Below are 14,297 nucleotides of genomic sequence, written 5' to 3'. Positions count from 1 at the left end.
TCGATATGACGATGGTGCTGATCATCTTTGCGATCAACGTCGTTTATGTAACGTTTTATACGATCCGGCTCATACTGACGATGAAGGGATACCGCTATGCGGCTGCCGGGCTTAGCGTGATCGAGATGGTCATTTATGTGGTCGGACTCGGCCTGGTTCTGGATAACCTGAATGAAATAGAGAACCTGATCGCTTACGCATTAGGCTTTGGGCTTGGCGTCATCATCGGTTCCATTATCGAAGAAAAGCTGGCACTTGGCTATGTCATGGTCAATGTCATCACAGAAGACATTGAGCGCAAGATGGTCCGCGTGATCCGGGAAAACGGCTATGGAATCACCGACTGGGAAGCGAACGGCCGTGACGGTGCGCGCCACGCGATGCAGATCCTGACACCGAAGCGCTATGAACTGAAGCTGTACATGCTGATCAAAGAACTCGATCCGAAAGCATTCATCATCACGTATGAAGCCCGCAACATCCACGGCGGCTTCTGGGTGAAACAGGTACGGAAAGGAAAGCTGTTCAAATGAGCAAAAAGACGGTCTGGTTTGAAGTGGAAGAAGGCGAGACGATCGGGCAGTGCCTCGACCGCATGCAGAAAGAGGGCTATATGGCCGCAGGCCGTAAGGAAGAACCGGTCTTCGAGGAGCGGGATGGAGAACCCGTTCCCGTGCGGCAGCGTATCCGTTTTAAAGGCGTCAGAATTGAAGGATGACATGCAGGTCCCGGTGTTTTTGCACCGGGATTTTTTAATGTCGGGAAAATCCTGAAAGCACTATAGCGCTTTCATTTTAATAAGTGAACAAATACGAACAATAGATGAGATTGTAAAATTAATTGTTCGGTTATAGCGTTGACTTCATTAAAAACCACTGTTAAAATGAAACACGTTAAGAACATTCCCCATATATCCCGAGGAATCGGCCTCGGAGTCTCTACCCCGGCACCGGAATGCCGGGACTATGCGGGAAAGCGGATTACAGGACTCGGAACGGAAGGTGTGCGACGCATGGAAACCATCATGACGCAACCGTCTTATCTGAACATGTTCAGGTCCCGGATCGACTGCTTTCCTCCTATTAAATAGGAAGCGGTCTATTCGGGGCTTTTATTTTTGAGCGGCAACCTGCCGGAAGGAGCGATTGCAATGGACGTGAAAGTCGGCGTCATCATGGGAAGCAAAAGCGACTGGGAAACGATGAAAAAGGCATGCGACATTCTGGATGAACTGGAAGTCGGCTACGAAAAGCGGGTCGTCTCCGCGCACCGTACGCCGGATGAAATGTTCACCTATGCCGAACAGGCACAGGAGCGCGGTATCGGAGTGATTATCGCGGGAGCGGGGGGCGCTGCCCACCTGCCGGGGATGGTCGCTGCGAAAACGCTCGTGCCGGTCATCGGGGTGCCCGTCAAGTCGCGGGCACTGAGCGGCATGGACTCACTTTTGTCGATCGTCCAGATGCCGGGCGGCGTACCGGTCGCTACGATGGCGATCGGCGACTCCGGCGCAACGAACGCCGGCCTGTTTGCGGCACAGATGCTTGCGGTGCATGACGAAGCGCTCCGCGGACGCATTGAAGAGCGGCGCAGCAGGCTGGCTGAACAATCCATGGAAAGCACAGGTGATCTTGTATGACCACGATTCTTCCCGGACAGACGATCGGCATCATCGGCGGCGGACAGCTTGGCCGGATGATGGCCCTCTCCGCCAAGGAGGCGGGCTTCCGCATCGCGGTGCTCGATCCGGCGGAGGACTCTCCAACCGGACAGGTGGCCGACGTGAAAATCGTCGCACCGTATGACGATGAGGAAGCGCTCGACCGCCTGGCGGAAGTGAGCGATGTCATCACCTTTGAATTTGAGAATATCGACTATGAAGGCCTCAGGCGCCTGGCCGAGAAAGCATACGTGCCTCAGGGAGCGGAGATCATCCGTATCACCCAGGACCGGATCGCGGAAAAAGCGGCGATCCGCGAAGCGGGGGCACCGGTTGCGCCGTATGTGGAAGCACAGACTTTCGCGGAGCTGGAGGAACGCATCGGGGAGATCGGCTTCCCGTGTGTCGTGAAGACCGCAAGGGGCGGTTACGACGGCAAGGGGCAGGTCATCCTGAAGGAGGAATCTGAACTGGCCGGGGCGGAAGAGCTGTTCACCCATTCCGCATGCGTGGCCGAGAAGTTCATTCCGTTCAAGATGGAGATCTCGGTCATCATCCAGCGCGGCACGAACGGCGAATCCCGCTGCCTGCCGGTACAGGAGAATATCCACAAGAACCACATCCTGCACGAGACGATCGTCCCGGCACGTATCGCGGATGCTACGGCTGAGGCCGCCATCACAGCGGCCGGACAGATCGCGGACCATCTGGATCTGATCGGGACACTGGCTGTTGAAATGTTCGTCCTTGAAGACGGCGGCATCCTCATCAATGAACTTGCGCCTCGCCCGCACAACTCGGGTCACTACTCGATCGAGGCGTGCACGGTCTCGCAGTTTGGCCAGCACATCCGGGCCATCTGCGGTTGGCCGCTGCGCACGCCGGAACTTCACCGCCCGGCGGTCATGGTGAACCTGCTTGGCCAGCACGTCGCACCGGTACTCGATGCGATTCCGCAACAGCCGGACTGGTCCATTCATCTATACGGCAAGGCCGAGGCCAAGCACAACCGTAAGATGGGCCATGTGACCATCCTTTCAGAAGATAATGAAGAAACACTTCGCCGGATTGACCAAAGCGGAATCTGGAACTAATGGAGGCAAAACCTGAATGATCGAACGCTATACACGCCCCGAGATGGGCAATGTCTGGACAGAACAAAACAAGTACAATGCATGGCTGGAAGTCGAAATCCTCGCATGCGAGGCATGGGCTGAGCTTGGCGACATCCCGAAAGAAGACGTGAAGAAGCTTCGCGAGAATGCATCGTTTGATGTGGCGCGCATCGAAGAGATTGAGAACGAGACCCGCCACGACGTGGTCGCATTCACCCGCGCGGTATCCGAAACGCTCGGGGAAGAGCGCAAATGGGTGCACTACGGCCTGACGTCAACAGACGTTGTCGACACCGCGCTCTCGTACCGCATCAAGCAGGCAAACGAGATTATCCGGAAGGACCTGCACAACTTCATCGACATCCTCGCCGTCAAGGCAAAAGAGCATAAGTTCACCGTCATGATGGGCCGTACTCATGGCGTGCATGCGGAGCCGACGACGTTCGGCCTGAAGATGGCCCTCTGGTACGAAGAGATGAAACGCAACCTCGAGCGCTTCGAGGCGGCGGCAGCCGTGATCGAGACGGGCAAGATGTCCGGTGCGGTCGGTACATTCGCCAACATTCCGCCGTTCGTCGAGGAATACGTTTGCGAACACCTCGGCCTCGCAGCTGCGCCGGTCTCCACGCAGACCCTGCAGCGTGACCGCCATGCCCAGTACATCTCGGCACTTGCGCTCATCGCGACATCGATCGAGAAGTTTGCCGTTGAAATCCGCGGGCTCCAGAAGTCCGAAACGCGCGAAGTCGAGGAATTCTTCGCGAAGGGCCAGAAAGGCTCGTCGGCAATGCCGCACAAGCGCAACCCGATCGGCTCCGAGAACATGACCGGCCTGTCCCGCCTGATGCGAGGCTACATGGTCACCGCTTTTGAGAACGTAGCACTCTGGCATGAGCGCGACATCTCGCACTCAAGCGCAGAACGCGTCATCATCCCGGATGCAACGATCACGCTGAACTACATGCTGAACCGCTTCGGCAACATCGTGAAAAACCTTACCGTCTTCCCGGAAAACATGAAGCGCAACATGGACCGCACGCTCGGGCTCATCTACTCCCAGCGCGTCCTCCTGTCGCTCATCGACAAAGGCATGGCGCGCGAAGCGGCCTACGACACCGTCCAGCCGCTCGCGATGCAGGCCTGGGAAGAACAGGTCCCGTTCCGGGGACTCGTCGACTCTGACCCGGTCATCTCCGAAAAGCTGACCAAAGAAGAACTCGACGACGCCTTTGATTACAACCACCACCTCCAGCGCATCGACGACATCTTCGACCGCTGCGGGCTGAATGACTGATTTGATTTGGATGTAACAGCTTGAAACAGTGAATGAGCGAAGTTTGGATCTATTTGATTTAACCGGAAGGGTCTGAGCGTAGGGCCGAGACTCCTGCGGGAATAGCGTTAGCCGAAGACCCCGGATGTTGCGCAACGCTTCGCGATGCGCACAGACGCCAGTCTCCGTACTGGCGCCGGCTAAGGCAACGCCCGCGGAAAGCGAGGCCCGAAGCGAAGATCGTTCATGCACGATCAACCACCACACACTCACAATTGGGAGGCCAAACCAAAATGAAAAAAGCAAATGTGTACGTGACGCTCCGTGAAAGTGTAATCGACCCGCAGGGGACTGCAGCCATCAACGTCCTCCACGCAACAGGCCATGACAACGTAAAAGACGTCCGCATCGGCAAGTACATCGAACTGACGATCGAAGACACGGGGCAAGATCTCGACACAGCCGTGAGGGAAATGTGTGAAAAGCTATTCGTAAACGCAAACGTTGAAGACTACCGATACGAAGTGCTGGAGGTTGAAGAGGCATGAAATTCGCCGTCATCCAGTTTCCGGGAGCCAGCTGCGACCTCGACCTGTACCATGCCGTAACCGACGTCCTCGGTGAACAGGCGGAATATGTCCATCACCAGGAAACCGACCTGTCCGCCTATGATGCGATCCTCCTGCCGGGCGGCGCTTCCTACGGCGACGCAGTACGTGCGGGAGCACTTGCGCGCACAGCACCTGTCATGGAAGGAATCATCGGCGCAGCTAAAGACGGAAAGCCAGTCCTCGGCGTGGGCAACGGCTTTCAGGTTTTGACGGAAGCGGGCCTGCTGCCGGGCGCATTCCTCAAGAACCGGGACCAGAAGTTCGTCTGCCGCTCCGTAAAAGTTCAGGTCGTGAACAGCCGCACGATGTTCACGAGCGAGTACACCGAGGGCGAGGAACTCGACATCCCAATCGCCCACGGCGAAGGCAACTTCTACTGTGACGAAGAGACCTACAGCAAACTCAAAGAAAACAACCAGATCGTCTTCGTATACTCTGACGGCAACCCGAACGGCTCCGTGGGCGATATCGCGGGACTCATCAGCGAAAAGGGCAATGTCCTCGGCATGATGCCTCATCCCGAGCGGGCAGCAGAGTCCATCCTGGGCTCCGAAGACGGACTGAACGTATTCAAATCGATCGTGAAAGAGTGGAGGGAATCCCATGCCAACCAAGCTTGAGCCGACGGCGGAACAGATCCGCGATGAAAAGATCTATGCACAGATGGGCATGACGACGGAAGAATTCGAAATGGCGGTCAAACTTCTCGGACGCCTGCCGAACTACACGGAAACCGGCCTGTTCTCCAGCATGTGGTCGGAGCACTGCTCATACAAGAGCTCCAAGCCCGTCCTCCGCAAGTTCCCGACCGAAGGCCCTCAGGTTCTCATGGGGCCAGGGGAAGGCGCCGGCATCGTCGACATCGGCGACAACCAGGCCGTCGTCTTCAAGATGGAGTCGCACAACAGCCCGTCGGCGATCGAGCCGTACGAAGGCGCGGCGACAGGTGTAGGCGGCGTTCTCCGTGACGTCTTTTCAATGGGCGCACAGCCGATCGCGGCAGTGAATTCCCTCCGCTTCGGAGAACTCGACAATGACCGTGACCGCTGGCTGTTCGAAGAAGCTGTCGCGGGAATCGCCGGCTACGGCAACACCATCGGCATCCCGACGGTCGCAGGTGAAATCCAGTTCGATCCTTCGTACGCGGGCAAACCGCTCGTCAACGCGATGGCGATCGGCCTCCTCAACCACGAGGACATCCAGCGCGGCTTGGCTGCCGGCGTGGGCAACACCGTCATGTACGTCGGAGCGAAGACAGGACGCGACGGCATCCACGGCGCGACCTCTTCATCGGAAGAAATTTCGGATGACCCGGGCAAGGAACGCGCGCCGGTCCAGGCGGGCGATCCGTTCACGGAAAAGCTCCTGATGGATGCATGCCTTGAACTCGTCAAATCCGACGCACTTATCGGCATACAGGACATGGGAGCGGCCGGCCTGACGTCTTCTTCCGCCGAAATGGCGTCGAAGGCGGGCTTCGGGATCGAGATGAACCTTGACCTCGTCCCTCAGCGCGATGAAGACATGACGGCCTACGAAATGATGCTTTCCGAATCCCAGGAGCGCATGCTGATCGTTGTACAGAAAGGCCGTGAGCAGGAAGTCATTGACCTGTTCGCCAAATACGACCTTGAAGCGGTCTCGATCGGCCATGTCACGGACGACAAGATGCTGCGCCTGTTCCACAAGGGCGAAGTCGTCGCGGAAGTCTCTGCCGATGCACTGGCGGAGGATGCGCCGGTCTACAACAAGCCATCCCGCGAGCCGGGTTACTTCCGTGAGTTCCAGGAGATGGAGCAGCAGGAGCCGGAAGTGGACAACTACACGGAAACACTCGTCTCCCTCCTGAAACAGCCAACGATTGCGTCCAAGGAATGGGTGTACAGCCAGTTCGACCACCAGGCCCGTACCAACACAGTCGTTGCCCCGGGTTCGGATGCAGCCGTCGTGCGTGTCCGCGGTACAGAGAAGGGGCTCGCCATTACTGCCGACTGCAATTCCCGCTATATCTATCTTGATCCGGAAACAGGCGGCAAGATTGCTGTCGCAGAAGCGGCGCGGAACATCGTCTGCTCTGGCGGCAAGCCGCTCGCCATCACGGACTGCCTGAACTTCGGCAGCCCGGACAATCCGGAAATCTTCTGGCAGCTGGAAAAGTCCGCGGACGGCATCAGCGCTGCATGTCTCGCACTTGATGCACCAGTCATCAGCGGAAACGTCTCGCTCTACAACGAGCGCGGCGGCAAACCGGTCTATCCGACTCCGACAATCGGCATGGTCGGCCTCGTGGAAAACCTGAAGCATGCCACGACCCAAACGGCCAAGGCGGCAGGGGACCTCGTTTATCTGATCGGCGAGACAAAGACCGAATTTGGCGGCTCCGAGCTCCAGAAGATGCAGAACGCCGGCAAGATCTCGGGCAAGGCGCCTGCCATCGACCTTGATGTAGAAGCAGCCCGCCAGGAATCGCTTCTTACAGCGATCCGCGAAGGCGTCGTCAGCTCCGCGCATGATGTCGCGGAAGGCGGTGTTGCGGTCGCGCTTTCCGAGAAGCTGTTCGGTACGAAGTTCGGCGCAGATGTTTCCCTTGAAGGGTCTGCGGTCTCGGCACTTTTCAGTGAGACCCAATCCCGATTCCTCGTTACGGTCAAGCCGGAAAATGCGACGCGCTTTGAAGCTCTTGCAGGCGATGCAGTGAAGGTCGGCACCATCACGGAAAGCCCTCGTCTCGTGATTCGCGGGAAGGACGGCAGTTCATACATCGAAGAAGACGTTACAGCCTTGGAATCTGCCTGGAAAGGGGCCATCCCATGCTTGGTGAACTCAGCGGACTAAACGAAGAATGTGGTGTCTTCGGCATTTGGGGGCATGACAATGCTGCCCAGATGGCGTACTACGGCCTCCATGCCCTGCAGCACCGCGGGCAGGAAGCGGCAGGCATCTGCACGGTGCATGACGACCATCTGCTTGTCGAAAAAGGCGAAGGACTCGTCAATGACGTGTTCCACGGCGACCGGCTCAACAAGCTGCCGGGCCATGCAGCGATCGGGCATGTCCGCTACACGACGGACGGCGGCCGCGGCATTGAAAATGTCCAGCCCCTTGTTTTCCGTTCGACGACGGGCAGCCTGGCGATCGCCCACAACGGCAACGTCACGAATGCTTCCGAGCTGAAGCGCCACCTGGAGCGTCAGGGGAGCATCTTCCAGTCGACATCCGATACGGAAGTGCTTGCCCATCTCATCAAAAAGAACATCAGCTATCCTCAGAACGAACGGCTTAAGAAAGCACTTGCCCAGCTTCAGGGTGCTTTCGCCTTTGTCCTGCTGACCGAGGATGCGCTCTACGTGGCACAGGACCCGAACGGCATGCGTCCGTTGTCCCTCGGATGCATTGGCGGGGAAACATGGGTCGTCGCATCCGAGACGTCGGCGTTCGACCTGATCGGTGCGGAGACGGTGCGCTCGGTTGAGCCGGGCGAGCTTGTCATCATCGACGACAGCGGCATCCGGAGCGACCGGTTCGCGCCAAAGGCACAGCGGGCAATCTGCTCGATGGAATATATCTATTTCTCCCGTCCCGATTCTGACATCGACGGCATCAACATCCACATGGCCAGAAAGCGCCTCGGCAAGCGGCTGGCCCAGGAAGTTTCGATCGAGGCGGACGTCGTCACGGGCGTGCCGGACTCCAGCATCTCCGCTGCAATCGGATTTGCGGAGGAAAGCGGCATCCCGTACGAAATGGGACTGATCAAGAACCGTTATGTCGGCCGGACATTCATCCAGCCGTCCCAGGAACTGCGGGAGCGCGGCGTCAAGATGAAGCTGTCCCCGGTGAGGCAGGTCGTCGAGGGCAAGCGGGTCGTCATGGTCGACGACTCGATCGTCCGAGGCACCACCTCGAAAAGAATCGTCAAAATGTTGCGTGATGCAGGGGCGAAGGAAGTGCATGTCGCCATCAGTGCGCCACCGCTGATCGCACTTTGCTTCTACGGCGTCGATATCAGCACCGACTCCGAACTGATCGCGACAGGACGAACGCCGGAGGAAATCTGTGAACTGATCGGGGCGGACTCGCTCCAGTTCCTTTCGGCGGAAGGCCTGATCGAGGCGGTCGGACGGAACGATGAAGATCCGAACCGGGGCCACTGCCTCGGCTGCTTTACAGGGAATTACCCGACGAATATCTATGCGGGCACGAAACTGCCGCACGAGAAAGAACTCGTTTAAGAGGAGGCCACTGGCATGTCAAAAGCATATGAACAGGCCGGCGTGAACATCGAAGCCGGATATGAATCGGTCGAGCGCATGAAATCTCATGTTGCCCGCACACAGCGGAAGGGTGTCATGGGGGCATTCGGCGGATTTGGCGGGATGTTCGACCTGTCCGAGCTCGGCTACAGCCAGCCGGTCCTCGTCTCGGGGACAGACGGCGTCGGAACGAAGCTGAAGGTCGCCTTTATGGCGGACAAGCACGACACGATCGGCGTCGACTGCGTCGCGATGTGCGTAAACGATATTGTCGCACAGGGCGCAGAGCCGCTTTATTTCCTTGATTATGTCGCGCTCGGCAAGGCTGTTCCGGCACGGGTCGAGGCCATCGTCAAGGGTGTCGCCGACGGCTGCGTCCAGGCCGGAGCCGCATTGATCGGCGGGGAGACGGCAGAAATGCCGGGCCTATACGCCGAGGACGAATACGACCTCGCGGGATTCGCGGTCGGCGCAGCCGAGAAAAAGGATATTGTGACCGGTGAAAAGGTTGCCGAAGGCGACGTCCTCGTCGGCATCGCATCCAGCGGCATCCACTCGAACGGCTACTCGCTCGTGCGTAAAATCGTCTTTGAACAGTTGGGCGTCAAAGCGGACGAGCCGGTTCCGGGATACGAAAAACTCGGTAACTCGGCCGAAGCGCTGCTCACGCCGACTAAGATCTATGCAAAGCCGGTGCTGGAGATGGCCCGCAGCCTGGACGTTCACGGCATGGCGCATGTGACGGGCGGCGGCTTTTACGAGAACGTCCCGCGCATGCTGCCGGAAGGTCTTGCTGCTGAAATCGACCTCGGTTCCTGGGAAGTGCTCCCGGTGTTCCGCATGCTGAAGGAAAAGGGACAGCTTGCCGACCGCGATCTGTACTCCGTCTTCAACATGGGCGTCGGATTTATCGTCGCACTGCCAGAATCGGAAGCGGCTGAAGCCATCCGCATCGCGGAGTCCCACGGCGAGAAAGCATCGGTCATCGGCCGCGTCGTAACCGGTGAAGGCGTCCGGTTCAACGGCGAACATGACGGCACGCTTGCGGGAGGTCCGGAGGCATGAGCCGGAAACCGCGCATCGCCGTCTTCGCATCCGGAAGCGGCTCGAACTTCGAAGCGATTGCACAGGCGGCTGCAGCCGGTGAACTGGAAGCGGAAGTCGTGCTTCTCGTCACCGACAAGCCGCTTGCCAAAGTAATGGAAAGGGCGGAGCGTTTCCGCATTCCGTCCGTCGCCTTTAATCCGAAAGCCTACAAGGACAAGGCGGATTACGAGCGCACGGTCCTCGGAAGGCTCCAGGAAGAGGGTGTCGACTGGATCGCCCTGGCCGGATACATGCGCCTGATCGGCCCGACGCTGCTTGATGCCTACCCGAACCGCATCGTGAACATCCACCCGTCGCTCCTCCCGGCATTTCCGGGCAAGGACGCGATCGGCCAGGCGATGGACGCCGGCGTGGAAGTGACCGGGGTTACCGTCCACTACGTCGACGAGGGCATGGACACCGGCCCGGCGATCCTGCAGCGCGAAGTGCCAGTCGTCGCGGGAGACCGCGAAAAGACCGAAGCGGCGATCCATGCGGTGGAACACGACCTTTATAAGGAAGCGTTGCGGAAAGTGTTGGCGGAGAGCGCGGTCACGGAATAAGGGAGCGTGTCACGGGCGAAAGTGACGAATGAGCGTCTGAAAGTGACGAATCGCCCTGTGAACGTGACGAATGCAGCCCTGAAAGTGACGAACCGCCATCCGAAAGTGACGAACCGCTCCGCTTCTGAATCCAAACGATTTTACAACAGCCGCCGGCACCCAAACAGCCGGCGTTCTGATTTACATAAGGAGGCTCCAACCGTGAAAAAACGAGCACTGCTCAGCGTATCGGACAAATCCGGCGTCCTCGAGTTCGCAAAGGAACTTGAAGGGCTCGGCTATGAGATCCTGTCGACCGGCGGGACGATGAATCATCTGAAGGAAAACGGCGTTGCCGTCACCGCAGTCGGTGACGTGACCGGCTTCCCGGAAATCCTCGGGGGACGCGTCAAGACGCTCCATCCGTATATCCATGGCGGCCTGCTCGCCAAGCATGATGACCCGGCCCACCAGGCCGAACTGGAGGAGCACGGCATCCTTCCGATCGACATCGTCTGCGTGAACCTGTATCCGTTTAAGTCGACGATCTCGAAGCCGGACGTGACAGTCGAAGACGCCATCGAAAACATCGATATCGGCGGCCCGACGATGCTGCGCGCATCTGCGAAGAACCATGCGTATCTCACAGTGCTCGTCGACTCGGCGGATTATCCGGCGGTTCTCGAAGAGCTGAAGAATGACGGCGCGACCACACTTGAAACCCGCCGCCGCCTTGCTGCAAAAGTGTTCCGGCACACGGCAGCTTATGATGCACTCATTTCCGGCTACCTCACTGATCTCGCAGGAGAGGAATTCCCGGAAAGCGTCACAACGACGTACGAGCTCAAGCAACCGCTCCGCTATGGTGAGAACCCGCACCAGAAGGCAGCCTTCTACAGCCGACCGCTCGGCGGGGAGTTCTCGATCGCCCGCGCGGAGCAGCTTCACGGGAAGGAACTTTCCTACAACAACATCCAGGACGCCAATGCCGCAATCGGCATCGTCCGTGAATTCAGCGACCCGGCAGCCGTAGCGGTCAAGCACATGAACCCTTGCGGAGTCGGAACGGCGGCAACGCTCTCCGAGGCGTTCAAGGCAGCATACGATGCTGACCCTGTCTCGATCTTCGGCGGAATCATCGCCCTTAACCGCGAAGTCGATGCGGCAACGGCCGAGCAGCTGGCCGGCATCTTCCTTGAGATCATCATCGCGCCGGGTTACACCGACGAAGCGTTCGAGATCCTTACACAAAAGAAAAATATCCGCCTCCTGAAACTGGACGGAGCGGATGGCAAGCGCGACGAGTGGGCAACTGTCTCCGTCGAAGGCGGCCTCCTCAGGCAGAACCCGGACATCGCTTCTCTGGATGATGCGGAGATTAAAGTTGCGACGAAGCGCGAACCGACGGAAGAAGAATGGGAAGCGCTGAAACTTGGCTGGAAAGTCGTCAAGCACGTGAAGTCAAACGCCATCGTCGTATCGGACGCCAACCGCACACTCGGCGTCGGTGCAGGCCAGATGAACCGTGTCGGTGCGGCGAAGATCGCACTTGAGCAGGCAGGCGACCGCGCAAAAGGCGCAGGCCTCGCATCGGATGCCTTCTTCCCGATGGACGATACTGTCGAAGCGGCTGCCAAAGCCGGCATTACGGCGATCATCCAGCCGGGCGGTTCCAAGAAGGACGAAGACTCCATCAAGAAGGCCGACGAATACGGCATCGCGATGGTGTTCACCGGCATCCGCCATTTTAAGCACTGATCGCGCGGGTGAATGTTAGAAAAACTGTCTTGAACGTTAAGCAAACACCATCACCACCACCATCAAAGAAAACAACCTGCCGGATGAGCAGGTTGTTTTCATAAGGAGTGACCCCCCAATGGATGTACTCGTCATCGGAAGCGGCGGACGCGAGCACGCGCTTGTCCGCCAGTTCGCTAAATCCCCTTCAGTCGGCAAAGTCTATGTCGCACCGGGCAATGACGGCATGCGGGATAACGCTGAGGTCGTCCCCCTTGGCGTTATGGAATTCGAAAAACTTGCCGAGTTCGCTAAAGCAAAGGACATCGCTCTTACTTTCGTCGGACCGGAACAGCCGCTTGCCGGCGGTATTGTTGACCATTTCCGTCAGGCAGGTCTCCGCGTCTTCGGACCGGACAAAGCCGCTGCCCAGCTGGAGGGTTCCAAGGCGTTTGCCAAGGAACTCATGAAGAAATACAACATCCCGACCGCCAAGTACGAGACCTTCACCGATGCGGAAGAGGCCAAGGCTTACATCCGTGAACATGGCGCACCGATCGTTATCAAGGCGGACGGGCTTGCCGCTGGCAAAGGTGTCGTCGTCGCGATGACTCTCGATGAAGCGCTCGAAGCGGTTGACGATATGATCGGCGCAAGGAAGTTCGGCGATTCGTCCGCCCGTGTCGTCATCGAGGAATTTCTTGACGGGGAAGAGTTCAGCTACATGTCCTTTGTTCACGGCGGCAAAATCTTCCCGATGCCGATCTCACAGGATCATAAGCGCGCATTCGACAACGATGAAGGCCCGAACACGGGCGGAATGGGTGCGTATTCCCCCGTTCCTCATCTGCCGGATGAAGCAATCCGGCTCGCACATGAACAGATCGTTGAAGCGACTGTCCGTGCGATGGATTCGGAAGGCACGCCGTTCACCGGAATTTTGTATGCCGGCCTGATCCTGACCGAAGACGGCCCGAAGACGATCGAATTCAATGCCCGGTTCGGCGACCCGGAAACCCAGGTTGTCCTGCCGCAGCTGAAATCCGATCTTGCGGAATTCCTGGTCGGCCTGCTTGATGGCAATCCTGCAGAACCCGTATGGGAAGGAGGCGCCCGCCTTGGTGTCGTCATCGCCGCAGACGGATATCCGGGGGATGTCCAAAAGGGGAATATGCTGCCGGATCTCGAGCAGATCGAAGGGGAAGGTCTCGATGTCTTCCACGCAGGCACAAAAGCGAAAGGCGACCGTTTCGCAGGAAACGGCGGCCGTGTAATCCTCGTTTCCGCAGAAGGCGAAACGCTCCGGGAAGCAAGTGAAAAAGCATATGCCGCGCTCGACTCGATCGAATGGAACGGATTCTTCTACCGCTCCGACATCGGCAGACGCGCGATGCAATAACAAAGAAGCCGTCCCGTGCTGGGGCGGCCTTTGTATTTATGCGGAATTATTAATTTCTCCACTTACAACATTCTGAAAAATACGATAGAATAGGTCTAACGGGGGAGCAGAAAAAAGCAGACAGGGTCCAGGGCGTCAGATGGATTGCATCGGATCTTTTTTCTGATTCTGACTGGATTCACCGCTATTTTTGTAAGCGGATTCATCCTGGCCGGACGGGATGTTCTGTTCCGAGCCGGCTCCGTCAAAGCCGCCGTACGTGAATGCCTGGATTTTCTCGCCTTCATCGCCGGAATTCCCGGAGCTTTGCCCGCTTTCCGATACAGATACGGGCAGCGTGCCGCCGCTTACTTCCGGCTTAAGCATGGCATCCATGCCGCCATTCATCATTTCCTTCATCGGGCAGTAGCGGGCGATGCCTTCGGCCGTCTTGCAGGCGCCGGACAAAACAAGAATCGGGCCGGCCATGCTCTGCGGGTCCCGGACCATGCGGGAAGTTCCCCATGCAAGCATTGCCAGGCCGGAGCTGATGCGGAGATAGGCGCTTTTCGTTCCGACGTTGATCGTTTGGTCAGTTGGTTTCATATTGAATTCTCCTTCCGAACACACGGTTTCGGCCGC

The 14,297-nt window shown here is 58.1% G+C and carries 14 protein-coding genes and 1 riboswitch; of the genes, 13 read left to right on the top strand and 1 reads right to left on the bottom strand.

What is annotated here, in order from left to right; genetic code table 11:
- Positions 1–5 precede the first annotated feature (5 nt).
- From BMX91_RS12790 to purD, 13 genes are all read left to right on the top strand, one after another.
- Positions 6–533 (top strand): DUF2179 domain-containing protein, encoded by a 528-nt coding sequence (locus tag BMX91_RS12790; protein ID WP_092055034.1) that lies wholly within the window; start codon positions 6–8, stop codon positions 531–533.
- A complete protein-coding gene (locus tag BMX91_RS12785) occupies positions 530–718 on the top strand; it encodes an NETI motif-containing protein (RefSeq protein ID WP_092055031.1) in 189 nt (62 codons plus the stop codon). Before BMX91_RS12790 ends, BMX91_RS12785 begins: the two co-directional genes overlap by 4 nt.
- 168 nt (positions 719–886) lie before the next feature.
- Positions 887–986: riboswitch (purine riboswitch) on the top strand.
- Between the two features lie 164 nt (positions 987–1,150).
- Entirely contained in the window at positions 1,151–1,639 is a 489-nt protein-coding gene (gene purE / locus BMX91_RS12780) for a 5-(carboxyamino)imidazole ribonucleotide mutase (protein ID WP_092055115.1), read from the top strand.
- Positions 1,636–2,754, top strand: a complete 1,119-nt coding sequence (purK, locus tag BMX91_RS12775; protein WP_092055028.1) for a 5-(carboxyamino)imidazole ribonucleotide synthase — start codon at positions 1,636–1,638, stop codon at positions 2,752–2,754. The genes purE and purK overlap by 4 nt, the downstream gene beginning before the upstream one ends.
- Before the next feature lie 16 nt (positions 2,755–2,770).
- Positions 2,771–4,069 carry an adenylosuccinate lyase gene (gene purB, locus BMX91_RS12770; RefSeq protein WP_092055025.1) on the top strand — a complete coding sequence of 433 codons (1,299 nt, stop codon included), beginning with the start codon at positions 2,771–2,773 and terminating at the stop codon, positions 4,067–4,069.
- A 272-nt stretch (positions 4,070–4,341) separates the two neighbouring features.
- Positions 4,342–4,596 (top strand): phosphoribosylformylglycinamidine synthase subunit PurS, encoded by a 255-nt coding sequence (gene purS, locus BMX91_RS12765; protein WP_092055022.1) that lies wholly within the window; start codon positions 4,342–4,344, stop codon positions 4,594–4,596.
- Complete coding sequence (gene purQ, locus BMX91_RS12760) at positions 4,593–5,279, top strand: phosphoribosylformylglycinamidine synthase subunit PurQ (protein WP_092055021.1); 687 nt, start codon at positions 4,593–4,595, stop codon at positions 5,277–5,279. The genes purS and purQ overlap by 4 nt, the downstream gene beginning before the upstream one ends.
- On the top strand, positions 5,263–7,494 hold the full coding sequence (gene purL, locus BMX91_RS12755) for a phosphoribosylformylglycinamidine synthase subunit PurL (protein ID WP_092055017.1): 2,232 nt from the start codon (positions 5,263–5,265) through the stop codon (positions 7,492–7,494). Before purQ ends, purL begins: the two co-directional genes overlap by 17 nt.
- The gene (gene purF, locus BMX91_RS12750) at positions 7,470–8,891 is read left to right on the top strand and encodes an amidophosphoribosyltransferase (protein WP_092055015.1); all 1,422 of its coding nucleotides are present in this window, start codon (positions 7,470–7,472) and stop codon (positions 8,889–8,891) included. Before purL ends, purF begins: the two co-directional genes overlap by 25 nt.
- A 15-nt stretch (positions 8,892–8,906) precedes the next feature.
- On the top strand, positions 8,907–9,977 hold the full coding sequence (gene purM, locus BMX91_RS12745; RefSeq protein WP_092055013.1) for a phosphoribosylformylglycinamidine cyclo-ligase: 1,071 nt from the start codon (positions 8,907–8,909) through the stop codon (positions 9,975–9,977).
- Entirely contained in the window at positions 9,974–10,561 is a 588-nt protein-coding gene (gene purN / locus BMX91_RS12740) for a phosphoribosylglycinamide formyltransferase (protein WP_092055011.1), read from the top strand. Before purM ends, purN begins: the two co-directional genes overlap by 4 nt.
- Before the next feature lie 201 nt (positions 10,562–10,762).
- Positions 10,763–12,298, top strand: coding sequence for a bifunctional phosphoribosylaminoimidazolecarboxamide formyltransferase/IMP cyclohydrolase (gene purH / locus BMX91_RS12735; protein ID WP_092055009.1), 1,536 nt, complete (start codon positions 10,763–10,765; stop codon positions 12,296–12,298).
- A gap of 118 nt (positions 12,299–12,416) precedes the next feature.
- Positions 12,417–13,676, top strand: coding sequence for a phosphoribosylamine--glycine ligase (gene purD, locus BMX91_RS12730; RefSeq protein ID WP_092055006.1), 1,260 nt, complete (start codon positions 12,417–12,419; stop codon positions 13,674–13,676).
- Positions 13,677–13,811: 135 nt separating this feature from the next.
- Here the strand turns inward: purD and BMX91_RS12725 are convergent, their stop codons facing one another.
- Positions 13,812–14,261: a YgaP family membrane protein gene (locus BMX91_RS12725; RefSeq protein ID WP_092055005.1), complete on the bottom strand. Its 450-nt coding sequence runs from the start codon at positions 14,259–14,261 to the stop codon at positions 13,812–13,814.
- Positions 14,262–14,297 lie beyond the last annotated feature (36 nt).

It is taken from the genome of Bhargavaea ginsengi, assembly GCF_900109165.1.
GTDB lineage: Bacteria > Bacillota > Bacilli > Bacillales_A > Planococcaceae > Bhargavaea > Bhargavaea ginsengi.
This window is presented reverse-complemented; position numbering and strand designations above follow the sequence as displayed.